The following is a 22,210-nucleotide window of genomic DNA, read 5'->3' on the forward strand; positions in this document are numbered from 1 at the left end:
GGGAAGGCCTTCAAGGGATAAAAACTATCCTTCAACACCAGTTGACAAATTTCCATAAAAAAATCCCGCACAACAGCAGGTTTGCACCTCTGTGTACGGGTCGTCTCGAACTACGCTTAAGCGCCTGGTCGAGTGAGCAAGGCTATTCAGTTCTTCATGATGGAATAAGTATAGGCCAATCACGGCATTAATTCAAGCTTATTCTAGAATAAATGTTAAATAGAATGATATTTAGCTGAAAACAGCTTTAAATCCTGTTTATTTTAAGCAAAACAAGGCAATTACGACCAGAAAAGTTGTGGTTGTATCAGTAGTTGATCGCATTCTGGGCAGCGTCGAGTTTTCTCAAGCTAGGCTACCTGGTCGGCTAAAAGCGTTTCAAAATGCTCTGGGAACATCGTCGAGCTTTTTCAAGCAACGCACCTGCGGATAGCTTGCTTAAGACGCCGAGCCAAGACCGTTCTGACAGCGTCGAGCTTTGAGAAACAACGCCGACACAGCTAGCTACGCTTGGAACTTCGAGGCAAAGTGCGCCTCAAAGCCCCAAGCTAGGCTACCTGGTCGGCTAAAAGCGTTTCTCAAAGCTCTGGGCACAAAAATAGACCAGGATCACTCCTAGTCCATTCCATGGTCAAATGGGACGCGCCCAGCAACCGGCAGCGCTGGGCGCTTGTTTTACAATGACCGTGTCACTGCCGGATAAATCGATTTTGACCTAGTCGTTAGCGTGGGCCTTCGCCGCAGCGTCTTTGTAACCTTGAATTTCGTCGTCAGCCGCGAAAACAAAGTGTCCAGGATAGACTTCAACCATTTTACGTGGGCGATCATCTTCGACTTTAGAAGCGTCGTATGGAATCGGGACACGTAAGCGTTCAGTATCTGGATCTGGTTCAGGGATCGCAGATAACAAACTTTCAGTGTATGGGTGCAATGGGTGGTTGTACACTTCATCAGAGCTGGCTAATTCCACGATCTTGCCATAATGCATCACGGCGATACGATCAGAGATGTATTTAACCATCGACAGATCATGGGCGATGAACAAATAAGTCAGACCTTGTTTGTCTTGGATATCTTTCATCAAGTTGACCACTTGCGCTTGAATGGAAACATCCAGCGCTGAGATCGGTTCATCAGCGATGATGAACTTTGGCTCAACAGCAAGCGCGCGAGCGATCCCGATCCGCTGACGTTGGCCACCGGAGAATTCATGCGGATAACGCGTGGAGTGATCAGCGTTTAAGCCAACTTCTTCCAGCAATTCAGCCACACGATCATCGCGTTCTTTTTCAGACTTGACCAAATGGTGAATGTCCAAGCCTTCAGCGATGATATCCTTAACTTTCATCCGGGGATTCAAACTGGCATATGGATCTTGGAAGATCATTTGCGTTTGGCGGCGGAAATCCAACATTTCTTTAGAGCCGTTTTTCAGCTTGGCAATATCCTTGCCTTCAAACAGCACTTCACCACTGGTTGGGTCGTACAAGCGAATGATCGCACGTCCTGTGGTAGTTTTACCAGAACCGGATTCACCAACCAGCCCTAAGGTTTCGCCTTCATAAATGTCAAAGGTCACATCTTGGATCGCTTTGACTTCATTTTTCTTGCCGGCGTTAAAGGTTTGGACCAAGTCTTTGACTTGAACCAGAACTTTTTTCTTGTCAGTCATTAGTCCGCCTCCTTAGCTGGGTGCTTCGCTGCCCAAATGCCCCAACGACGCTTGATTTCATCAGGCACGTCGACTTTTGGTGCATCGGGATGCAATAACCAAGTGGCCGCAAAATGCGTTGGTGACACTTGGAAAAATGGGGGTTCTTGTTCAGTATCGATTTGCATGGCAAAAGGATTCCGTGGCGCAAAGGCGTCGCCCTTCGGTGGATCCAACAAATCTGGTGGGGTCCCAGGAATGGCGAACAAGCGGCTGCGCTTGGTTTCAAGCGTTGGCATCGCTTCAAGCAAGCCCCATGTGTATGGATGTTGTGGGTTGTAGAAAACTTCATCCACATCACCATATTCGATGATCTTGCCGGCATACATAACTTCAACCCGATCCGCGATCCCAGCCACAACACCTAAGTCATGAGTGATGAAGATGATCGCAGTATCGATTTTCGTTTGTAAGTCTTTCAACAAGTGAATGATCTGCGCTTGAATCGTCACATCCAACGCCGTGGTTGGTTCATCAGCGATCAAAATCTTGGGATGGTTGATGATGGCAATGGCGATAACGATCCGCTGGCGTTGACCGCCAGAGAATTGGTGCGGATAATCGTTCAAACGACTTTCAGCATCGTTGATCCCAACCAGTTCCAAGGTGCGGACTGCTTCTTTTAACGCCGCCTTTTTGGAAATATCGTTATGAAGCAACAGTGGTTCAGCGACTTGTTTGCCGATGGTCATGGTTGGATCCAATGAGGTCATGGGATCTTGGAAGATCATGGCGACATCGTTACCACGCATGGCGCTCATTTCTTTTTCAGACTTCTTGAGAATGTCGTCGCCTTCAAGCAAGACTTCACCAGAAGTGATGCTGGCGTTATTGGCCAACAAACCCATGACCGTCCGCATGGTAACAGACTTCCCAGAGCCAGATTCCCCAACGATCGCCAAAGTTTCCCCTTTATCCAAGTGGAAGTTGACATGGCGGATCGCATGCACGGGACCAGCAAAAGTGGCGAAGTCGATGGCTAAATCTTTAACATCTAAAATTCTATCCATTTTCGACCCCTCCTTAATGCGAGCTCTTCGGATCGAAGGCATCACGTAAACCATCAGCTAATAAGTTGAAGGCTAACATCAACACAACGATGACGATGGCAGGATAAACCAGTAAGTAAGGCTGAGTTTGTAAGGCTTTTTGCCCATCGTTCAACAAGGTCCCAAGACTGGCAGTTGGTGCCGGTAAGCCGATCCCAATGTATGACAGGAAGGCTTCGAAGAAAATCGCCGTTGGAATGGTGAACATGGTTTGAATGATGATCGTGGAACTCAAGTTAGGCACCAAATGCTTGATGGCGATCTTCCAACTGGATTCACCAAGCGTTCGAGCCGCTAAAATGAATTCTTGATCTTTCAACTGCAAGGTTTGCGCCCGGATCAAACGCGCCATCGTAATCCAAGAAGTGATGGCAATGGCGACGATGATACTAGTCATCCCAGGTTTAAAGACTAACAGCATCAAGATGACGACAACCAAGTTAGGCACAGACGAAATGATTTCGATCACACGTTGCATGATGGTATCAGTGGTGCCGCCTTTCCAGCCGGAGATGATGCCATAGCCAACCCCGATCACGAGGTCAAAGAAAGTGGCAATCACAGCGATTTCCAAGGAGATCCGCGTGCCGACAAAAATCCGGCTCAACAAATCACGACCGAGGTAATCGGTGCCTAACAAGAAGTAAACGCCTTTTGGCACATTGTTTTGGGCGTACATATCGACGCCGCCTTGTTTCCCATTAAAGAATGGAATGTTCAAGTTGCCCCACTTAGGCGGCAGGTAAGTATAATTCAAGTTCTGCGTGTTTGGATTGTGTGGTGACACAAACAAGGTGATGATCGACACGGCAAAAATGAAAACCAAGATCCAGAAACTGATGATCGCAGCTTTGTTTTGCTTTAAACGCCGAATCGCATCTTGCGTAAAGGTCAACGCCGGAGTGGCGATTTTTTCTTTTTCGTCAGCGCTGACGTGGGCTGGCTTGAACGCGTCAGGTGACAGTTTGATTTTAGAATCTGCCATTAGTTAGCCTCCCCACTGAGTCGGATCCGAGGATCAATGAATCCGTACAAAATATCAACGATCAAAATGACCACCGTCAACATGAAGCAATACATGACGGTCAGGCCCATGATCACCGGATAGTCGTTAGTCGTAATGGACTTAACGAACTGTTCGCCGATACCAGGGATCGCAAAAATGTTTTCCACAACCATGGAACCAACCATTAAGTCGACCGCCATTGGGCCGATGATGGTGACGATCGGGATCATGGAGTTACGCAGCGCATGGCGCGCAACCACTTGCCACTTGGAATCGCCTTTAGAACGGGCCAGTTCGATGTAATCAGAACTGAGCACATCGACCATTTCCGTCCGCATGAAGCGTGCGGTGTTGGCCAGCGGCGCCATGGCTAAGGCTAACGTTGGTAAAACGGAACTGGAGAAGCCGTCTTCCCATAAAGCCACTGGTGCCAAACCCCACTTGTAAGCGACGAAGTATTGCAGCAAAGCCGCAAACACGAAGTTTGGAATGGAGCGGCCAATGATGGCAAAAATCGTAGCGACTGAATCGACCCAAGTGTTCTTGCGGATGGCCGCAACGGCACCCAGTAAGATCCCAAGCAAGGTCCCAACGACCATCGCTTGTGCGCCAAGTTGTAGGGATGGGCCGACCCGAGAAGAAATCAAGTAAGACACCGTTTGGCCGGTGAACTGATAACTGGTCCCGAAGTCACCATGAGCCACCCCTAAAATATAAACTAAGTATTGTTGCCAAACCGGCTTATCCAACCCGTATTGGGCCTTCAATTGTGCGATTTGGTCTGCTGGGATCTTAGGGTTATTGAATGGCGTCCCTGGTAACAGCTTCATCAAGAAGAACGTGATGGAAGCAACCAAGAACAGCGTGAGAATCAAAAACCCGATCCGCTTCAAGACATATTTGACCATGGATATGACTCCTATCTGTCATAGAATAAACAGATGCCGCCAACAATCACGCTGACGGCACTGCCTTGTGGATCAACAACATGAAACAGGTAATGCGCCGGTAGCCGTGCGACCCAACAATAGTCGTATTGGCTTAATGGTCATACTTTACATTAAAAACGCATTAAAGTAAATAGGATTCTCCCCATTTAAAGGTAAAAGTTTGCTTGTGTCATGATGGGTAAGTGTCATTTTCATCAGTTTCAATCCAGTATGTTTTCCCATCATATCAAGGATCACAGGCATCATCGATTTCAAATTATTGGCTCATATTCGTTATTTAGAAGACGGTTTTCGCCACTTGTCTCGAAAAAAATTTCTTTGTTCGAAATACAACTGTCCACCACTGATGACCAATGTCGTCAAAAATCGATCATCGTCTGGATGCGCTGCTCATCATATCCACAGAGTTATGACACCTTCAGTCCCATACTTGGCATCCCGACCCAAAACAAAAAGCACCGCGGCAAAATTGTCGCGGTGCTTTAAGCTAAGCATGACTGTTTAATTAAGGTTAGTCGATATCGATTTGATGGTTGGCTTCAGCGGTTTCCGTCAGCTTTGGCAAGTTGATGGTCAACACGCCATCGGTGTATTGCGCCTTGATGTTTGATTCATCAACATTTGGCAAACGGAAGCTGCGGCTCATGGACCCGTAACTGCGCTCGCTCATCAACGTATTGCCGTCTTTATCCTGATGATCATTGAAATCAGCCTTAGACACGGAAATACTCAACACATTTTCTTGATAGTTCAACTTGATATCGTCTTTGTTGATGCCAGGCATATCGATCTTGGCCACATAGGCATCATCCGTTTCATTGATATCCGTCTTTAAATTTTGTTCCGTTGCGTTTGCTGGGAAGAAGCCGTCGAAGAACCGCCGCCCCAAGTTATCGAAAAACGGATCCTCTAACCAGTCATTACGACGCATCATTTCATTAGCCATACAACAGACTTCCTTTCATTCATTGGTGGTGATTGCCACCACCTCTTGTTTACATAATATACTATAGTCTGTTTTAGCACTCTCGTCAATAGAGTGCTAAAACTTTTTTGAAAAAAATTTGTGAGCGGCGAAAAACCACTCACAAATCCCTGATTGCTTATGCTTTTAGCAGATCTTGTCGCCCATCGCAGCTTGCATTTCTGCCGTGAGCACAACAGGTTGGCTGATGTTGACTGCGCCATCCAAGATCCCGGAATCGTCACGTAAAACCAATGAGGCTTGCTGGAAATCTAAAACCAAGCCGTGGCCTAAATACATTTCTTCTTCTTCACCTGTGGTCAGCGACAAGTCACTATCAGTGTCTAGCGTGATTGCATAATCGGCGTCAGCGACTGGACTTTCGACGATTTGGAATTTGTTCCCGATCGCACAGGTCCCACCAAGCTGAGAATACTTGCTGGAGCCGTCATCTAATGCCAAAAACAAATGCGTTTGGTTTGTCGTATGAGCCTTCAAATAGTCAACTGCTGCTGGTTTGATCGAAATGTTCATCATAGGCCTCCTATAGATTGCACACAACTCATTCACTAACATTAGTATAGCAAATTACCCACAACTTGTCAATCATGCACACCTTGCACCAATCATCCCCACCCTTTATCCACACGAGAGTATGTTCGCCCCCTAAATCTGGTGTCGAGCTTTTTTCATGACACCAGATAACTGGGATAAAAAAATCAAGAGAATTATTTTACAAGCGGGCTTATCCACAGCGTTCATTTTCGCAATGATTCCATTTTCAAACGCTGGAAGCCGCGTCAGCACTGGCCGTACAGACGTTCGTTTGTTGTTGAATTTTATTTATCCACAGGTTGTTCACATCTTGGGGAAAAACTCACCCACAACCGCTCAGCCTAGTTATGAACAGTATCCACAGACTTATCCACAGGTGAACTGGTTAGTTATTCCCAATCACTATCCACACTTGACAAAATTTCAGGGGATAACTCGCCACAAAAATACCCTCAACGTTCAACGTTGAGGGCAACTCGGTTAATTAGAACTCGACGTGCTCGAACTATCGGAACTCGACAAGCTATCTGTGGTTTCAGTGAGTTTGACGTTGGTCGTCTTCTTAGTGCCTTGGTGATAATACGTGATCTTCACCGTATCGTTGACGTTGTGTTTATACAACGCTGTGCGCAAGTCGGCAACGCCGGTCACTTTATCCGAATCGATGCCCACAATCACATCATACTTGGACAAACCAGCAGACTTGGCGATACTCCCACTGGTGAAGCCGGCAATAACGGCCCCGCCAGTAACGCTAGTTGGCAACTTCAAAACCGAACTTTGTTGACTAGCAGTGACACTGGATAAGTCACGGATCTCAACGCCTAAAGCAGGCCGGACCACTTTCCCATTTTCAACCAGTTGGTTAATAATGGACACCACTTCGTTACTTGGAATGGCAAAGCCCATGCCTTCAATAGTAGCAGTAGAGGAATCAGAACTTGAACTCGACAGCTTCATCGAGTTGATCCCGATCACTTGGCCTGACAAGTTGATCAATGGACCACCGGAGTTCCCAGAGTTGATGGCCGCATCCGTTTGAATAACGGTTTCTTGGCCAACGGTTTGGTTGGTATCTTCATCGGTCACATCAACGGTCCGGCTAGTGGCACTGACGATCCCTTGGGTAACTGAAGAAGCATATTGTGAGCCCAGTGGGGATCCAATGGCCAAAACCGTTTGGCCTGCTTGTAAGGCACTGGAATCGCCGAAGCTGGCAACAGTGGTGACTTTAGAAGCAGAAATGGATAACACGGCTAAGTCGGTTGTCGCATCCGTGCCGACTTTTTTAGCCGTCACTTTGGTCCCATCAGACAAAATGACTTCCAAGGCGTCAGAATCTTCGACCACGTGGTTGTTGGTGACGATATAGGCTTTGCCATCTTTCTTTTGGTAGATCACCCCAGAGCCTTCTGAGTATTCCTCAAGGTCAGAGGAATCTGAAGAACTGGATGATGACCTGCTGGAGTCGCCGCTAGTCGTCGCCCCGCTGGTGGTATCAGAGCCTGAAGAATCTGACCCATAACTCGACGAGCCATTTGAATCACTGGAGCCAAAATAATCGCTCCAATCATCCAAACCACTGGAAGTGCTTTGGGCCTTTTGCAAATTGACCACTGAGACGACTGCGTTTTTGACCTTCGCAGCCGCCGTTGTGCTTGAGCTAGATTCTTTCACTGAGACATTGGAAACTTGCGTCGTCCCTGCCTTTTGTGAAGTTGACGTGACGCCTAAGCTAGATTCAGCAGCGTTCTTTAAGCCAAAATATGCTGCCCCACCGCCAACACCACCACCAATAACTGCCGCGACCACAGCCACAATGGCGGTTTGCTTCAAACCGTTGTGAGGCTTTTGTGGCTTTTGATCAGGCTGTTGTTCTTGAAAGTTGTGTGATTGATTATCCATGACCTAATCCTCCAATCGAATCGTTCTTGTTTACACTATCTATCCTACAAAGTGGATTTGATGAATTTATGACCTTTTTGCGCAGAAGTCCTGAAACCGTATCCGGTCAATCACTAATAAAGCGGCTTGACCAACTGGCCAAACCGCTCCTATGGCTAATTTAATTATGCAAGCAAGGCCTGCCTTCGGTCAACTTTTTACACGGTAAACATGGGATCGGCGATGGCAGGATCGGTATCATAAATATCAAAATCACGTCCAACTGGCAGCCCTTGTTCCTTCAACATGTTCGCGACAGTAATATGTGCCAGCGCTTTGATGTTGTTATGCGGCGACAAATGACCTAAGTAGATCCGCTTGGTGCGCGTGCCGATCACGTCCATGATGGCATTGGCCCCATCTTCATTGGATAAATGCCCAGTATCGCTTAAAATTCGCTGTTTCAATGGCCACGGATATGGCCCCATCCGCAACATTTCCACATCATGATTGCATTCCATCACATAAGCATCGGCGTCGCGAATGGTCCCGGCAACGTGATCGGACACATAACCGGTATCCGTCACGATCGCAAACGCCTTATCATCGTGGTGCACTTGATAAAACTGCGCTTGGGCGGCATCATGAGACACCGCAAACGCTTCGATATCCAAATCCCCTAAGCTCATGGTTTGTCCAGGTTCGATCACTTGGACTTGATCAGCTGGCAATTTGCCAATGGATTGCGGCAACGCTTCTAAGGTCAACTGATTGGCATAAAGGGTGATATCGGGATAACGCCGGGTCAACACGCCGACGCCTTTGGAGTGATCCGTATGTTCATGCGTTAAAAATAAACTGTCGACGTCTTTTAAATCACGCCCGACACTTTGCATCAAGGCTTGGAGTTTTTTACCAGAAAAACCAGCATCGATCAAAATGTGATGTTGCGGCGTTTCAATATAAGTTGCGTTGCCTGAACTTGAGCTCGCCAAAACACTGACGCGCATGCCAAAATCTTCTGTCACCAAATTAATCCTCTATTCTTCATTCGTGCGATCTTTCATCACAGTTTTGGTGATCGCATTCAACTTCTTAATCGTAACACTTTTGGCGCCTTGATTTTGGACGCCGACAAACCAAGTCGGCACATATACCGTACTGCCTTTGGTGTCGAGTAAATAATTATACGCCAACTCGACCCAATCGACTTTCGCCCCATTGGCAATTTCGTTGTCTTTATATAACGTCACCACCGCATCACGCGCAGAAGTCAGCTCTACATTACTTTTCAACACAGACATTTTGGCGATATACGTTTGTTTGTAAGAGACCAACTTATTGTTAGACACGGTAAAGGTGATTTGCGCACGCTTATCATAGATCTTGTGCCCTTGGATCTGCTGGCAAAAAACATAGGTGTTATTCGATGACAGACTTTCAGCATATTGATATTGATTGCCGAACATCACGTTACTAGACGCCTGCAGCCACTTTTTAATGGTGGCGACGGCGTGCGCTTTTTTCACGGCGATTGGTGAGTTTAAGTTGCTGGTCAACGTCCCGTTGTTAAAGCTCAAGGTTTGGCCGATCAGCTGTTCGCGGTTGTTGTATAGCGCGGTGTTGCGTTGTGAGGCCAAATACCCACCAGTTGGGGTTTTCGTTGAAAGACTCGGCAATTTGATTTGATCGCGTTGAATATCCGCCACGATTTCACCGGTGGTGGATTCGCTCACTGCTTGGTCGACTGCTTGGCTTTGATAAAAGCTGATCCCTAAGAAAATATTCACTGCGGCAAATACGACCAAAAAGATCCATTCGATCCGTCTAAAATCCATGGGTTCACCTCCTATTGTTGCTCATGCGTGGCCACGACAGTAGTGGCACTGGCTTGCTTGTCCGCACTTGGGCCGAGCCACTTATTGTAGCGCCGATAGTGCCCACCGATTTCGACAAAATAAGTCGGCTTTAAGGTCACCACTTGCGAGTTTTCGTTTTGCTTGACCCAATGATACCCTAACGCGATATCTTCGATGGCAGATTCACTGTAGCCGACGCTGGTGATATGATCGATCACCGCTTGCGTGGCTGGCAGCGTGGTTTTCGCTTGGGAGGTGGGGATCGGCACGGTCAAATTATTGGTGGAAAAGAACATTTGTCGCCCAGAATCGGTATCGGCAACCGTCACCCGCCCATAATAATCTGAGTTGAAAATCGGCAAGCCTTGCGCCACAGAGCGGAACGTCACCATACGTGTGGTTTTGTTGTAGCGATAATAGCGCATGCTGTTCATCCCCAACAGATCCAAATCACTTAGTGCGGTATAAGACTTTTGCAAGTTCGTCGCCAAGTTCGTCGCATTATTGGTTGATGAGGCATCATCAAATTGCATCACTTGCGTATCTTGATTTAACGTCAAGCGGTAATCGGTACCAGCAGTATAAACCGTATCAGAGCCTAGTTCGCGGGCATCGACAGTACTGGTTTGGGTCGCCGGCATCAACAAGGACACATAATGGTTGGCGGATTGTTGATCCAACAAATACACATAAGGCTGCACTTGGATCGCATCAGTAAAGTCGCTGACTTGCCGACCATTGCTCAACCGTAATTCTTGCACGGAAAAGCTGGTCGTCGTCGCGGCGTCGATTTGGCTTTGTAGCTTTTGCAAACTGTGCTTTTTCAGCGTTGCGGTGTGGATCGCGCGGGTGCGGTCATTCACAAATACCATTGTATCTGGATGCGTCCCCAAACTGATCACGATCCGATCAAAATTGAAGTTCGCCGCTTTGGCGCCATCTTTAAACCAATTGCCATTGAATAACTTGTAAGCCACCATATCCGGATACACCAATTGCAAGGTTTCGTTGTTCGCCAATAAGGCATTGTATTCACTGGTGGTCAACTTCCCGCCAGCGGTGACGGATCGAATCTGCCAATTTTTCACGGTATCGCGCAAATTCGTGATCACATCGTCATCAGGTGTAAACAATAATTGTTTGGTATTGGCGTGTTGATAATAGGCTTTCGTCGGCGCCAAAACCGTCCCGATATTTTTCGTCGTGTCTTTATCTGACTTTTTGATGACGGTGACGGCAGCTTGTTGATGCCCAAGGCGTGAGGGGTTTTGCCAAATCACCCAAGACAACACCAAACTCAAGGCGATCATTAAGATCAAGCCGATGCGTAAAAACCAACCACTAAGCTTCATCCCAATCATCTCCTTCGTCTAATGGTTCATAAGGCAAGGATATCGAGAAGGTACTGCCTTTGCCTTCTTGTGAGTCGACCCAAATGCGACCACCGAGGGCTTCAACGACTTCTTTGGAAATCGCCAAGCCTAAGCCAGTCCCACCTTGTTGCCGAGAACGGGCTTTATCCACCCGGTAAAAGCGATCAAAGACTTTGCTGATATCTTTTCTTGGGATCCCCAAGCCTTGGTCGGTGATCGACAAAATCACGTGATTATGGGTTTCGACTAACCGCGCGGTGATGGTCCCGCCATCTGGTGAATATTTGATCGCATTATTCATGATGTTATCGATCACTTGCATGAACTTATCTTGATCGACTTCCACCCATAAATCGCGCTTGGTGATTTCGCGCTTGATCACATAATGCTTCTTGCGGCTTGAAGGCAGTGGCTGAACCCGGTTGTTATCAGATCCCGCGGCTTCATTGTCGGTTTTAAACATCATGTCAAACCGATCCAAAATATAATTGAAGAACTCATTTAAGTTGATGGTTTCCAGTTCGATCTTAGAGGTCCCAGAATCCATCCGCGACAAGCTCAACAAGTCGTTGATCATGCGGATCATCCGATCGGTTTCTTCTTGGGTGACCTTCAAAAATTGCGGCGCGATTTCAGGATCTTTCCACGCCCCGTCATTTAACGCTTCAATATAAGAGCGCATCGACGTCAACGGGGTCCGCAATTCATGCGAGACGTTTGAAACAAATTCGCGACGTTCGCGTTCATTTTTCTGCTGTTCGGTAACATCATGCAGCACTGCCACAAGCCCGGAAATAAAGCCGGTTTCGCGCTGGATCAAAGAAAAGTCGACGCGCAAGATCAAATCATGATCGCTTTGTTGGGAGAAGTCGAGTAACAGTTCTTCTTGATTCTCCAACAAATCACGCAAGGTGTAGTCTTTGACAATGTTAAACAGCTTTAAAATCGATAAGCCGATCACATCTTCATTGCGGGTATTGAGCATATCTAGCGCAGTTTCGTTGATGATGATCACATTTCCACGCCGATCAGTGGCGATAACACCATCGGTCATATGCGCTAACACGGAATCCAGCCGGCGACGTTCGGCTTCACTGGCTTCTTGGGCTTCTTCAACGCGCACCGACAAGTTATTGACGGCAACGGCTAATTGGCCCAATTCGTCTTGGCCATAGATCCGCACTTGCCCGGAATAATCGCCACGCGCCATACGAATCGCTTGTTTTTTCATTTCATCGATCGGCCGCGTGATTGCCCGGGCAATGACGATCGCCAAAATCGCCGCTAATAACCCGGCAATCAGCGAAGCGAACAAGAAAATGCGCACGATTTTATTGATGTTTGAATAAACCGTGTCCATAGATGCCGAAATCACAATGGCCCCGATAACGGAACTGCCATCCCCTGTGGCATTCGGATTTTTCAAGGGGATGATTTTGGAATAAGTTGAGCCAGTCGCACTGCCATATTGAAAGCCTTCAAAAATCTGACCATTATACAGCACGGACTTCACGTTGCCTGAAGCAGATTTTTGCCCCACATCAGATTGATCGTTGATGTTGGAATTGGCGCGAATCGTGCCTTTGGCATCAACGACTTGCAATTCCGCGGAATTGGCGATTTCTGCTTGGGAAATCGTCGTTTTAATATCTGAATTGGCGGCACTCGTATCCGTCCGCATTAAATCAGTTTCCAACTTGTTTTGGATATACGTGTCCACATTCAAGCTGGTTTTAAAGGTTTCAACATTTTGCTGTTCCAATGACCGCACAAAATACGCGCCAATGAGCTCCACGGTCACTAACAGCAACAGGATAAACACTAGCGCGATTTTAAAGTGGATCGATTGGAAAAAGCGGATCTTCTTATTCATTGGAACTCCTAAACATAAGTGGGATACTGGAAAAATCCTTGCTTCCAGACCAAAAGACTCCGGTGAAATCGGCACGGAACGCAGTCCGCAGAAGCAAAGCTAACTCGCAAAGCCCGCGAGTTAGCTTTGCTTCTGCGCCGTTGTAAGGGGTAAACCCCTAACAACGGTTCGACGGCTGGTGCCGATTTCACCTCCGCCTTTTGGTCTTCCAGCAATCTTTTTTACCGTGGATGCCATTTTAGACAGCTTTATTGGTTCAATAGACGTCCGTGATTGCATGCTGCCTTTGATAATGGCAAACCGCCTAATAGCGAAAAGAGCAGGGCACGCATGCCCTGCCCCAAAGCGTTTTATTCAGCATCTGGGTTACGTAAATAATAGCCCACGCCACGCCGCGTCACTAACCATTCTGGATGCGATGGCGCGTCTTCGATTTTTTCGCGTAACCGCCGCACGGTCACATCAACCGTCCGCACATCGCCAAAGTAGTCATAGCCCCAAACCGTTTGCAATAAATGCTCACGCGTCATCACTTGGCCTAAGTGGCGGGCCAAATAATGTAAGAGTTCAAATTCGCGGTTGGTCAACTCGATTTTTTCACCACGCTTAGATACGGTGTAGGCATCTGGATGAATCGTCAAATCGCCAACAGTGAGATCTTTATTCTCATCATCTGGTTCTTGTGCTTGTTGATTGGCCGATTGCCGACGCAGGTTTGCTTTGACCCGCGCCACCAATTCCCGGTTTGAAAATGGCTTGGTGACATAATCATCCGCCCCAAGTTCTAGGCCTAAGACTTTATCGATTTCAGAGTCTTTGGCTGTCAACATAATGATCGGCGTATCGCGGTCTTTGCGCACTTGGCGCGCCACTTCCAAGCCGTCGATTTTAGGTAACATCAAGTCCAAAATAATCAAATCAGGATCTTCTTCTTGAACTTTGGCTAGTGCTTCTTCACCGTCATAAGCGGTAACGACTTCGTAGCCTTCTTTAGTTAAATTGAATTTCACGATATCAGAGATGGGTTTTTCATCATCAACCACTAGGATCTTCTTTGCCATGCAATAGGCCCTCCTCAGGTTCGGTCATATTGACTCCATTATAACGGTTTCTTGGTCCTGGGGCAAAAAGCTTCTATCTTTACGCCGATTTTTAAGCTTCTGAATTGCTTGCAAAACCGGCTGAAAGCTTTCGCTGACTCAAGTTGACCCGCTCAGTGCTGACAGATTAAATTTCACCGCTGATCGCAATCTGCCCCAAAGTTTGAATTCGCATCACTTGCCGCATGGTTGTACAATACAGCTATCGGAGGGACATTATGGAAATTACAGTCAATCAGATCCGCTTATTTTATACCCAAGCCGGGATCGGCGCTCCGCTGATCTTGCTGCATGGCAACGGTGAAGACCACACCATCTTCACGGATCTGCAAACCAAACTCGCCAGCGATTACACCATTTATGCCATTGATTCCCGTGATCACGGCCAAAGCCAACATGATGTGCCGCTTTCTTATCAATTGATGGCTGACGACATCATGAATTTCACTGACGCCTTACAACTTAAAAATATCACCTTAGTCGGATTTTCAGATGGCGCGATCGTGTCGATGCTGATCGCCAGCCAACGCCCCGCTCTCGTTCACAAAGTAGTACTGGCTGGTGGCAACCTCACGCCTCAAGGCATCAAAGCGCCGATCCGCTTCGGGGTGCGGGCCACCAACTGGCGCAAACATGACCCATTGCTGAGCTTAATGTTGAATGAGCCGCATATCTCAACCAAAGCCTTGCATCAAATCACTGCACAAGCCTTTGTGATCGCCGGTGAAAAAGATGTGGTCAAAAAATCTGAAACCGTTGAAATCGCCAGCGCCATTCCGACAAGTATTTTACGCATCGTGCCAGGCGCGTCGCATAGCGATTACGTGAAGGATAACACCACTTTCTACCATTACATTGCGGCGTTCTTGCAGCCGTACCGCACTGAATAATTTTTGTATTTTTTACACAAAAGCTTGCATATTCCGCCAATTGGGTATATATTCAATAAAAATTCACTTTTAGGAGTTGGCGGGATATGAAAAATTTGAAACGGTGGGCGTTCGCGTTAATCGCGTTATTAGCCTTTATCGTAGCCGGTAGCGTGCATCCAGTAGATGCGGCCACTAGTCGCGTACAGGCGATCAAAAACCGCGGGTACATCACTGTCGGGTTATCCGCCGACTATGCGCCGCTGGAATTTCACGCGACAGTCGATGGACAAGATAAAATCGTCGGCGCTGATGTTTCCTTAGCCAAGAAAATTGCCAAGGACATGGGCGTCAAGTTGCAGATCAAAGAAATGGGCTTTGATGCTTTGATCGGCGGCTTGAAAACAGGCAAAGTTGATATGGTCATCTCTGGGATGTCCAAAACCCCTGAACGGGCTAAGCAAGTCAACTTCTCCAAGCCTTACATGTATGAAAAACAAATCGTCGTCATCCGCAAGTCAGACAAGTCCAAGTACAAAAACGTCGCAGACTTCTCAGGCGCAACCGTTGGGGCCCAAAAGCAAACCACGCAAGAAGCGATCGCCAAAGCCCAATTGCCAGGCGCTAAGATCCACAGTTTGCAAAAAGCCAATGACGTCGTTGCCCAAGTTTCCTATAATAAGCTCGACGCTGGGGTCATGAGTTCCATCATCGCCGGCGCATATGTGCAAAAGAACAAATCGTTGATGATGGTCGATCCCCATTTTGCCACATCAGCTAGTCCTACCGTTGTTGCCTTACCAAAAGGTGACACCGCGTTGACCACTCAAATCAACAAATCCATCAAGTCGATGCAAAAACAAGGCTTGTGGAAGAAATATTTGGATCAAGCCTACACCTTGCAAAACCAATCCCAAGGGTTCTGGGCGAAATACAGCGGCTTCTTTGTGAAAGGGGCTTTGAACACCTTGCTGTTCGCGCTGTTGACGGTTATCGCCGGGACGGTGCTAGGCACGATCTTAGCCTTGATGCGTCGCTCCAAGCTTTGGATCTTAAAAGCCATCAGCGCCGTCTACGTGGAATTCATCCGCGGCACGCCTTTGATGGTTCAAGCCTTCATCGTGTTCTTCGGGACTCAAGTCTTAGGCTTAAGTCTTTCCGCCTTCACTGCCGGCGCGATTGCCATGGGCATCAACTCTGGGGCTTATGTCGCTGAAATCATCCGTTCTGGTTTGAACTCAGTGCCGATCGGTCAAACTGAAGCTGCCCGTTCGTTAGGCTTATCCAGTGGCGCGACCACGCGTTATGTAGTTTTACCACAAGCCATCAAGAACATTTGGCCAGCACTGGGTAACGAATTCGTCACAGATATCAAGGAAAGTTCCGTGTTATCTGTGATCGGCGCGTCAGAATTGATGTTTGAAGGCTCTACCGTTCAAGGCGCTTCGTTCCAGCCGTTCTTCCCAATGATGATCGTCGCGTTGATCTACTTCGCCATGACCTTCATTCTTACCCGGGCATTAGGGTTTGTTGAACGTCGCATGGCTTAATTGATCTGTTAATACTTGTTAAAAAATTCTAGGAGGATTTTCTCATGACTAAAAAAATCGTATTGGCTTATTCCGGTGGTTTGGATACTTCTGTTGCTATTCCTTGGCTCAAAGACAAAGGCTATGACGAAATCATCGCCGTTTGCTTAAACGTCGGCCAACCAGGCACAGACATGGACTTCATTCAAAAGAAGGCTTTGGAAGTTGGCGCTTCTGAATCTTATGCCATCGATGCCCAAGATGAATTTGCTGACAAGTATGTGGCCCCTGTGATCAAATCAAATGCCTTGTATGAAGGCGACTATCCTTTGGTTTCTGCCTTATCCCGGCCTTTGATCATCGACCACTTAGTCAAGATCGCCCATGATCATGGTGCCACTGCCATCGCCCATGGTTCTACGGGTAAAGGCAATGACCAAGTGCGTTTTGAAGCCGCGATCCACGCCTTGGATCCAGATCTTGAAATCGAAGCCCCAATTCGTGACTTCCACTGGTCTCGTGAAGAAGAAATCGACTACGCCAAAGAACACAACGTCCCAGTGCCGATCGGCAAGAAATCCCCATACTCCATCGATTGCAACCTTTGGGGCCGGGCTAACGAAGCCGGCATTTTGGAAAACCCATGGAACCAAGCACCTGACGATGCTTGGGGCATGAGCGTTTCTCCTGAAGAAGCACCTGACGAACCCGTCTTTTTGGATCTGACTTTTGAAAAAGGCTTGCCTGTTGCCATCGATGGCACCCCAATGCCTTTGGCCACGTTGATCAAGAACTTGAACAAAGTCGCTGGCGACAACGGCATCGGCCGCATCGATAAAATTGAAAACCGGATGGTCGGCATCAAGTCGCGTGAAGTTTATGAAGCGCCTGGTGCTGCAGTGATCATGACTGCTCACCACGAATTGGAAAACTTGACGTTGGAACGCGACATCGCCCACTACAAGCCATTGATCGAACAACAAATCACCAGCATGATCTATGAAGCTAAGTGGATCACCCCATTGTTTGACGCTTTGATGGCTTTCGTTGATGAAACTCAAAAGAACGTCAACGGTGTGGTCAAGATGAAGCTTTATAAAGGCAACGTCACCGCAGTTGCTCGTAAGTCCCCTAACTCCTTATATGATGAAAACCTCGCTACTTATACATCTGCTGACTCCTTTGATCAAGAAGCAGCCGCTGGTTTCATCAAGTTATGGACCTTGCCTGCAACAGTTTACGAACAAGTCAACCATGTACACTCTCAAGCAAAGGATAAGGTAAACAATGACTGATAAACTATGGGGCGGCCGGTTCACCCAGAAAGCGGCGGCTTGGGTCGACAAGTTCGGCGCCTCGATTGGATTCGACCAAGCCATGGCGCATGAAGATCTCGAAGGTTCCTTAGCGCATGTGGCGATGTTAGGCAAAACTGGCATCATTCCACAAAAAGATGCGGATGCGATCACTGACGGCTTACACCAACTGCAACAAAAACTCGATGCCGGTGAGTTGCACTTCACCATTGCCAACGAAGACATCCATTTGAACTTGGAAAGTATGCTGACTGACTTGATCGGCCCTGTGGCTGGCAAGCTCCACACCGCTCGGTCACGTAACGACCAAGTAGCCACTGACTTGCATTTGTGGTTGAAGCATCGCTTGCCGGAAATCAAATCCGCGATCAGCGATTTGCAAAGTGTCTTGGTGGAAAAAGCCGACGAGCACGCCGGCACCATCATGCCAGGCTATACCCACATGCAACATGCACAACCGATCACTTATGGGCATTACTTGTTAGCGTATTTCGAAATGTTCCAGCGCGATTATGAACGTTTTGAATTCAACCAAAAGCACACTGACATCTTGCCTTTAGGCGCGGCTGCCTTAGCTGGGACCACTTTCCCGATCGATCGTGAATTCGTTGCCGAACAACTGGGATTCGATGCGGTTTATCACAACTCCTTAGATGCGGTATCTGATCGTGATTTCGCCTTGGAATTCTTATCCAACGCTGCGATTTTGATGCAACACTTGTCGCGCTTAGCTGAAGAACTGATCTTGTGGTGCACTTACGAGTTCAACTACATCGAAATGTCTGACGCCTTCTCTACTGGCAGCTCGATCATGCCACAAAAGAAAAACGCCGACTTCGCTGAACTCACCCGCGGTAAGACGGGTCGGGTCTATGGCGCGTTGATGGGCTTGTTGACCACCATGAAAGCCATCCCACTGGCGTACAACAAAGACATGCAAGAAGACAAAGAACCAATTTTTGATGCCTTTGATACCATTTTAGGCTCCGTGCATATTTTCTCTGGAATGATCGAATCATTGACCGTCCATCCTGAAAAAATGCATGACGCCACCATCAACGACTTCTCCAACGCCACGGAATTGGCCGATTACCTTGCCACTAAAGGCGTCCCATTCCGCCAAGCCCATGAGATCGTCGGGGAACTCGTGCTCAAAGGCATTCAAACCAAAACCTCACTTCAAGATATGCCGCTGGCTGAATTACAACAAGCCGCCCCACAAATTGAGGAAGATGTTTACACCGAACTGTCTTCTGAAGCTGCCGTCAACCGCCGCACTAGCTTAGGTGGCACTGCAGTTTCCAATGTGAAAAAAGAAGTCAAACGCGCGCAAGGTATCCTTGCTCAACACGCGTAAGCTGAAAAAGCCTCAAATCGACGTCGATTTGAGGCTTTTTGCATGGCATGATCAGAATTTTATACTGATGGCGCAAATGATCGCGATCACCAAAAAAGTCACCGCCAACAACCATATCCAATGTAAATTCATCAGCTTGGTGGTCCGCAATTTCAGCTGAGGCAATTTGTCTTCAGTCACCCCAAAGCTTGCCGCAAGATCTGGATCATGTTCAATGAGCGCCTGCCATGCTGGCAGTTGTAGTATTAAATTGCGGCGTTGGGCGTGCGCTAAACCGAAGGCGCTCACCAATAAGCCAATAGGAGAAATAAATGCTGGCCAGTTGACGAAATCTGACACCAAAAAGCTCGCCGCACAGCCGCCCAAACACGCAAACATGAGCAGTAGCCAGCGCCCGATCGCTTTGGTTTGTTGATACGGGGCTTGCGAATAGTTACTGAGGCTATCGATCACGTGGTGTTGTGTGCGCCACTTCTCAAATGGCGTCGTCTGCACCGGTTGACGCAATGACGGGTACTTTTGATTCACATGCTTTTGCAAACGCAGGTAAATGACGATCGTTACCAGTTCCAATCCAACGAATAACAGGAATAGCAGTTCTAACATCTCAGCCTCCAGGAATTAGAATAGCCGCAGTATAGCAAAGACCTGTGAAGAATTCTGGAAGGCAAGTAAAAAGAGTTGAAACGCAATGGCGTTTCAACTCTAGAGATCACTTATTGAGTCACTAATGGTTTTTGTGCCAAGTCATGACGGAAGTGTTGTAAGCGGCGGATCGCCCATTCATAGCGTTCTGCCGAGAACAAACTGGCATAATCACCTAACGTCGAAGACCCAGTCCAATTAAAGAAGTTATGGGTAAATAATTGCTCTTGTTGCAAAGATTCGAATTGGCGAATCATTTTACGATGCGTATTTTGCAGGCGCTTGAACGCCTCATCGACACTGAGGTCTTGATTCAATTGCCGCAATTGTTCAGACAGCTTGCTGCTGGTTTGCCAAGTGTAGCCTTTAGGCAAAAAGCGCACGCGCTGTTCGCCTTTTAAGTTGGTAGTGCTCCAATGTAGATACAAAGCCTGCCATGCGCTGAGATGCACCAAGATATCGCGTAAGTTGCGGTCGCGGCCTTTGAAACTGAATTCTTTGGTCTTGCTTGCAGCGGGCAAGGCATTGATCAATTCTGTTAATTCATCAAATTTTGTCCGTGAAGCAATCAGTAGCTCCTGTCTTGTTTGAGGCTTAACCATTGTTGTTATCTCCTCTTCAAGTCCAAAAATCCTGCCTACACTTCCATTTTCGGTCAGAGTTGGCCAGAATACAAGGCGAATCCTATAATATTATTTCAGGGTTTATGGTATGATAGCCCCAATTATGCATTTAAAAAAGAGGTGCAAGATGGAGATCTGGGGTTTACGGTTGGTCACGTTTATGGCGAACTTGATCATTTTGATCAGCTTTATTTGGTTATATGTTTGGATCGAACAAACCAAACGTCAGTCTTTCATCGTGCACCACCGCAACGCCACGTTGATCAGCTTGACGGCAGCATTCTTGCTGTTTTTTCATGTGGATTCACTCCTCAACATCGCCAATGCAGGCCACCCGGTCGGCTATGGCTGGACCTTTTTAAACTTTCAGTTGATCACGATGCTTTATGCCTTGTTATCCACCCGCACCCGTTCGATGACGATCGCCATGATGCTCATCGGTGGTAGCTGGTTTATTTGGATGATGGACTGGCATCAAGCTTGGTGGGTGATTTTCCCGATGATCTTGACCGTGGTGGCGCATCGCTTTGCGCGGCCTTTGACAATGAAGCGCTGGTTATATTATCCGTTTGGCTTTTTATTTGCGATTCCTGCTTATGTGGCGAACTATCAAGCGCTGGATGGTATCGATGTCGGCTGGCCGTTTTTATTAGGCGGGTATTTATTGCTGGAATTTGTCTTGTGGGAAACCAACTGGCAGTTCAACTCCCGTGTGCTCAACGATCGGCAGTTGAAAAAAGAAGCGGCGATCGATTCGTTGACTGGCTTGTTGAATTTTGGCCAGTTCGACAAAGACTTACAAGCCGCCTTTGAACGCTATCAAGATCACAATGAGCTTTACTCGCTATACACCTTTGATGTCGACCACTTCAAAGCCATTAACGACGAATTCGGGCATTTGTCTGGCAACGAAGTCTTGAAAGCAGTCGCCAAACACTTGCAACAACTCTCCGGGACTTGGGAATATCGGGCCAAAGTCTACCGGACTGGTGGTGAAGAATTCTCCATTCTCTTGTTTGATGTGGTGGAATCCTACCAACGCGCCACAGAAATTTCTCAACAACTGCGCCATGAACTCAATGGGTTGGAATTTCGCTTCGATGACCAGTGTTTGCATTTAACGATTTCACTGGGACAAGATCGCGCTACCGCTGATGATAAAAACTACCTAGATCTTTATCGCCGGGCCGATGCGTTCTTGTATACTTCTAAAAATAACGGCCGCGATGTCGCCACGATTCGCGGGCAACTGGTCCACTAACGGCAAAAAGCTTCCGCATGACTTAAAATCAAATCATGCGGAAGCTTTTAGTTTAAGGTTTTCGGGTTTTGCCAGACATCAACGCCACCGAGCCGCCGCTCTAAGGTGATGGTCCAATGCTTTTGAGTGGTTTGGCCTTCAGACACAGTATACAGCGCCTGATCATCAAGTTGGCGAAAGGTCATGGTGTAAGTCGGCGCATCGAACAAGAAATCCTGTTGGCGGATGATCTTGCTGATGTGCGTCAGTTCGGCTTGCGGATAACCATTTGCCCTTAACTGGTTGA

At 47.5% G+C, this 22,210-nt stretch carries 21 protein-coding genes; 6 read left to right on the forward strand and 15 right to left on the reverse strand.

The genetic code is table 11. The features are described from left to right. Positions 1-715 precede the first annotated feature (715 nt). From FD01_RS14500 to FD01_RS14525, 6 genes are all read right to left on the reverse strand, one after another. The gene (locus FD01_RS14500) at positions 716-1,672 is read right to left on the reverse strand and encodes an ABC transporter ATP-binding protein (protein WP_056965015.1); all 957 of its coding nucleotides are present in this window, start codon (positions 1,670-1,672) and stop codon (positions 716-718) included. Further along, positions 1,672-2,721, reverse strand: a complete 1,050-nt coding sequence (locus FD01_RS14505) for an ABC transporter ATP-binding protein (RefSeq protein WP_056965017.1) — start codon at positions 2,719-2,721, stop codon at positions 1,672-1,674. The genes FD01_RS14500 and FD01_RS14505 overlap by 1 nt, the downstream gene beginning before the upstream one ends. A gap of 13 nt (positions 2,722-2,734) precedes the next feature. After that, positions 2,735-3,745 (reverse strand): ABC transporter permease, encoded by a 1,011-nt coding sequence (locus tag FD01_RS14510; protein WP_056965019.1) that lies wholly within the window; start codon positions 3,743-3,745, stop codon positions 2,735-2,737. Next, positions 3,745-4,674, reverse strand: a complete 930-nt coding sequence (gene opp3b / locus FD01_RS14515) for an oligopeptide ABC transporter permease (RefSeq protein ID WP_054716816.1) — start codon at positions 4,672-4,674, stop codon at positions 3,745-3,747. The genes FD01_RS14510 and opp3b overlap by 1 nt, the downstream gene beginning before the upstream one ends. A 553-nt stretch (positions 4,675-5,227) precedes the next feature. Beyond that, positions 5,228-5,662: an Hsp20/alpha crystallin family protein gene (locus FD01_RS14520; RefSeq protein ID WP_054716813.1), complete on the reverse strand. Its 435-nt coding sequence runs from the start codon at positions 5,660-5,662 to the stop codon at positions 5,228-5,230. Positions 5,663-5,827: 165 nt separating this feature from the next. Continuing rightward, on the reverse strand, positions 5,828-6,214 hold the full coding sequence (locus FD01_RS14525) for an iron-sulfur cluster biosynthesis family protein (RefSeq protein WP_054716810.1): 387 nt from the start codon (positions 6,212-6,214) through the stop codon (positions 5,828-5,830). 157 nt (positions 6,215-6,371) lie between these two features. Here FD01_RS14525 and FD01_RS16220 point away from each other — a divergent pair, with 157 nt between their 5' ends. Further along, entirely contained in the window at positions 6,372-6,704 is a 333-nt protein-coding gene (locus tag FD01_RS16220) for a hypothetical protein (protein WP_152164617.1), read from the forward strand. 11 nt (positions 6,705-6,715) lie between these two features. Here the strand turns inward: FD01_RS16220 and FD01_RS14530 are convergent, their stop codons facing one another. The 6 genes from FD01_RS14530 to yycF form a co-directional block, all read right to left on the reverse strand. After that, entirely contained in the window at positions 6,716-8,140 is a 1,425-nt protein-coding gene (locus tag FD01_RS14530; RefSeq protein ID WP_056965021.1) for a S1C family serine protease, read from the reverse strand. 197 nt (positions 8,141-8,337) lie between these two features. Then, positions 8,338-9,156 carry an MBL fold metallo-hydrolase gene (locus tag FD01_RS14535; RefSeq protein ID WP_191981533.1) on the reverse strand — a complete coding sequence of 273 codons (819 nt, stop codon included), beginning with the start codon at positions 9,154-9,156 and terminating at the stop codon, positions 8,338-8,340. A gap of 3 nt (positions 9,157-9,159) precedes the next feature. Then, complete coding sequence (locus tag FD01_RS14540) at positions 9,160-9,957, reverse strand: two-component system regulatory protein YycI (protein ID WP_056965024.1); 798 nt, start codon at positions 9,955-9,957, stop codon at positions 9,160-9,162. 11 nt (positions 9,958-9,968) lie between these two features. Beyond that, positions 9,969-11,330, reverse strand: coding sequence for a YycH family regulatory protein (locus tag FD01_RS14545; RefSeq protein WP_054716807.1), 1,362 nt, complete (start codon positions 11,328-11,330; stop codon positions 9,969-9,971). Then, complete coding sequence (gene walK, locus FD01_RS14550) at positions 11,320-13,224, reverse strand: cell wall metabolism sensor histidine kinase WalK (RefSeq protein WP_056965026.1); 1,905 nt, start codon at positions 13,222-13,224, stop codon at positions 11,320-11,322. Before walK ends, FD01_RS14545 begins: the two co-directional genes overlap by 11 nt. A gap of 350 nt (positions 13,225-13,574) precedes the next feature. Further along, the gene (gene yycF / locus FD01_RS14555; protein ID WP_056965028.1) at positions 13,575-14,285 is read right to left on the reverse strand and encodes a response regulator YycF; all 711 of its coding nucleotides are present in this window, start codon (positions 14,283-14,285) and stop codon (positions 13,575-13,577) included. Positions 14,286-14,542: 257 nt separating this feature from the next. Here yycF and FD01_RS14560 point away from each other — a divergent pair, with 257 nt between their 5' ends. The 4 genes from FD01_RS14560 to argH all read left to right on the forward strand — a co-directional run bounded on the left by FD01_RS14560 (position 14,543) and on the right by argH (position 19,395). Then, positions 14,543-15,214, forward strand: coding sequence for an alpha/beta fold hydrolase (locus FD01_RS14560; RefSeq protein WP_056965030.1), 672 nt, complete (start codon positions 14,543-14,545; stop codon positions 15,212-15,214). An 86-nt stretch (positions 15,215-15,300) separates the two neighbouring features. After that, positions 15,301-16,743, forward strand: coding sequence for an ABC transporter substrate-binding protein/permease (locus tag FD01_RS14565; RefSeq protein ID WP_056965032.1), 1,443 nt, complete (start codon positions 15,301-15,303; stop codon positions 16,741-16,743). Between the two features lie 44 nt (positions 16,744-16,787). Then, on the forward strand, positions 16,788-18,017 hold the full coding sequence (locus FD01_RS14570; protein WP_054716801.1) for an argininosuccinate synthase: 1,230 nt from the start codon (positions 16,788-16,790) through the stop codon (positions 18,015-18,017). After that, a complete protein-coding gene (gene argH, locus FD01_RS14575) occupies positions 18,010-19,395 on the forward strand; it encodes an argininosuccinate lyase (RefSeq protein ID WP_056965033.1) in 1,386 nt (461 codons plus the stop codon). Before FD01_RS14570 ends, argH begins: the two co-directional genes overlap by 8 nt. Positions 19,396-19,446: 51 nt before the next feature. Here the strand turns inward: argH and FD01_RS14580 are convergent, their stop codons facing one another. Next, complete coding sequence (locus tag FD01_RS14580) at positions 19,447-20,001, reverse strand: hypothetical protein (RefSeq protein ID WP_056965035.1); 555 nt, start codon at positions 19,999-20,001, stop codon at positions 19,447-19,449. A gap of 110 nt (positions 20,002-20,111) precedes the next feature. Continuing rightward, the gene (locus tag FD01_RS14585) at positions 20,112-20,642 is read right to left on the reverse strand and encodes a ClbS/DfsB family four-helix bundle protein (RefSeq protein ID WP_056965037.1); all 531 of its coding nucleotides are present in this window, start codon (positions 20,640-20,642) and stop codon (positions 20,112-20,114) included. Between the two features lie 148 nt (positions 20,643-20,790). On the opposite strand from FD01_RS14585, the gene FD01_RS14590 reads away from it, so the two are divergent. After that, complete coding sequence (locus tag FD01_RS14590) at positions 20,791-21,924, forward strand: GGDEF domain-containing protein (protein ID WP_056965040.1); 1,134 nt, start codon at positions 20,791-20,793, stop codon at positions 21,922-21,924. 47 nt (positions 21,925-21,971) lie between these two features. Here FD01_RS14590 and FD01_RS16350 read toward each other — a convergent pair. Next, positions 21,972-22,210: hypothetical protein (locus FD01_RS16350; protein WP_162257373.1), on the reverse strand; the 239-nt coding region annotated here is incomplete at its 5' end.

Source organism: Lacticaseibacillus manihotivorans DSM 13343 = JCM 12514 (assembly GCF_001435035.1).
Classification (GTDB): Bacteria; Bacillota; Bacilli; order Lactobacillales; family Lactobacillaceae; genus Lacticaseibacillus; species Lacticaseibacillus manihotivorans.

What these genes read in the sequence shown, in the direction of transcription:
- FD01_RS14500 (WP_056965015.1), bottom strand. Translation starts at nt 1,672, where the DNA reads ATGACTGACAAGAAAAAAGTTCTGGTTCAAGTCAAAGACTTGGTCCAA.
- FD01_RS14505 (WP_056965017.1), bottom strand. Translation starts at nt 2,721, where the DNA reads ATGGATAGAATTTTAGATGTTAAAGATTTAGCCATCGACTTCGCCACT.
- FD01_RS14510 (WP_056965019.1), bottom strand. Translation starts at nt 3,745, where the DNA reads ATGGCAGATTCTAAAATCAAACTGTCACCTGACGCGTTCAAGCCAGCC.
- opp3b (WP_054716816.1), bottom strand. Translation starts at nt 4,674, where the DNA reads ATGGTCAAATATGTCTTGAAGCGGATCGGGTTTTTGATTCTCACGCTG.
- FD01_RS14520 (WP_054716813.1), bottom strand. Translation starts at nt 5,662, where the DNA reads ATGGCTAATGAAATGATGCGTCGTAATGACTGGTTAGAGGATCCGTTT.
- FD01_RS14525 (WP_054716810.1), bottom strand. Translation starts at nt 6,214, where the DNA reads ATGAACATTTCGATCAAACCAGCAGCAGTTGACTATTTGAAGGCTCAT.
- FD01_RS16220 (WP_152164617.1), top strand. Translation starts at nt 6,372, where the DNA reads ATGACACCAGATAACTGGGATAAAAAAATCAAGAGAATTATTTTACAA.
- FD01_RS14530 (WP_056965021.1), bottom strand. Translation starts at nt 8,140, where the DNA reads ATGGATAATCAATCACACAACTTTCAAGAACAACAGCCTGATCAAAAG.
- FD01_RS14540 (WP_056965024.1), bottom strand. Translation starts at nt 9,957, where the DNA reads ATGGATTTTAGACGGATCGAATGGATCTTTTTGGTCGTATTTGCCGCA.
- FD01_RS14545 (WP_054716807.1), bottom strand. Translation starts at nt 11,330, where the DNA reads ATGAAGCTTAGTGGTTGGTTTTTACGCATCGGCTTGATCTTAATGATC.
- walK (WP_056965026.1), bottom strand. Translation starts at nt 13,224, where the DNA reads ATGAATAAGAAGATCCGCTTTTTCCAATCGATCCACTTTAAAATCGCG.
- yycF (WP_056965028.1), bottom strand. Translation starts at nt 14,285, where the DNA reads ATGGCAAAGAAGATCCTAGTGGTTGATGATGAAAAACCCATCTCTGAT.
- FD01_RS14560 (WP_056965030.1), top strand. Translation starts at nt 14,543, where the DNA reads ATGGAAATTACAGTCAATCAGATCCGCTTATTTTATACCCAAGCCGGG.
- FD01_RS14565 (WP_056965032.1), top strand. Translation starts at nt 15,301, where the DNA reads ATGAAAAATTTGAAACGGTGGGCGTTCGCGTTAATCGCGTTATTAGCC.
- FD01_RS14570 (WP_054716801.1), top strand. Translation starts at nt 16,788, where the DNA reads ATGACTAAAAAAATCGTATTGGCTTATTCCGGTGGTTTGGATACTTCT.
- argH (WP_056965033.1), top strand. Translation starts at nt 18,010, where the DNA reads ATGACTGATAAACTATGGGGCGGCCGGTTCACCCAGAAAGCGGCGGCT.
- FD01_RS14580 (WP_056965035.1), bottom strand. Translation starts at nt 20,001, where the DNA reads ATGTTAGAACTGCTATTCCTGTTATTCGTTGGATTGGAACTGGTAACG.
- FD01_RS14585 (WP_056965037.1), bottom strand. Translation starts at nt 20,642, where the DNA reads ATGGTTAAGCCTCAAACAAGACAGGAGCTACTGATTGCTTCACGGACA.
- FD01_RS14590 (WP_056965040.1), top strand. Translation starts at nt 20,791, where the DNA reads ATGGAGATCTGGGGTTTACGGTTGGTCACGTTTATGGCGAACTTGATC.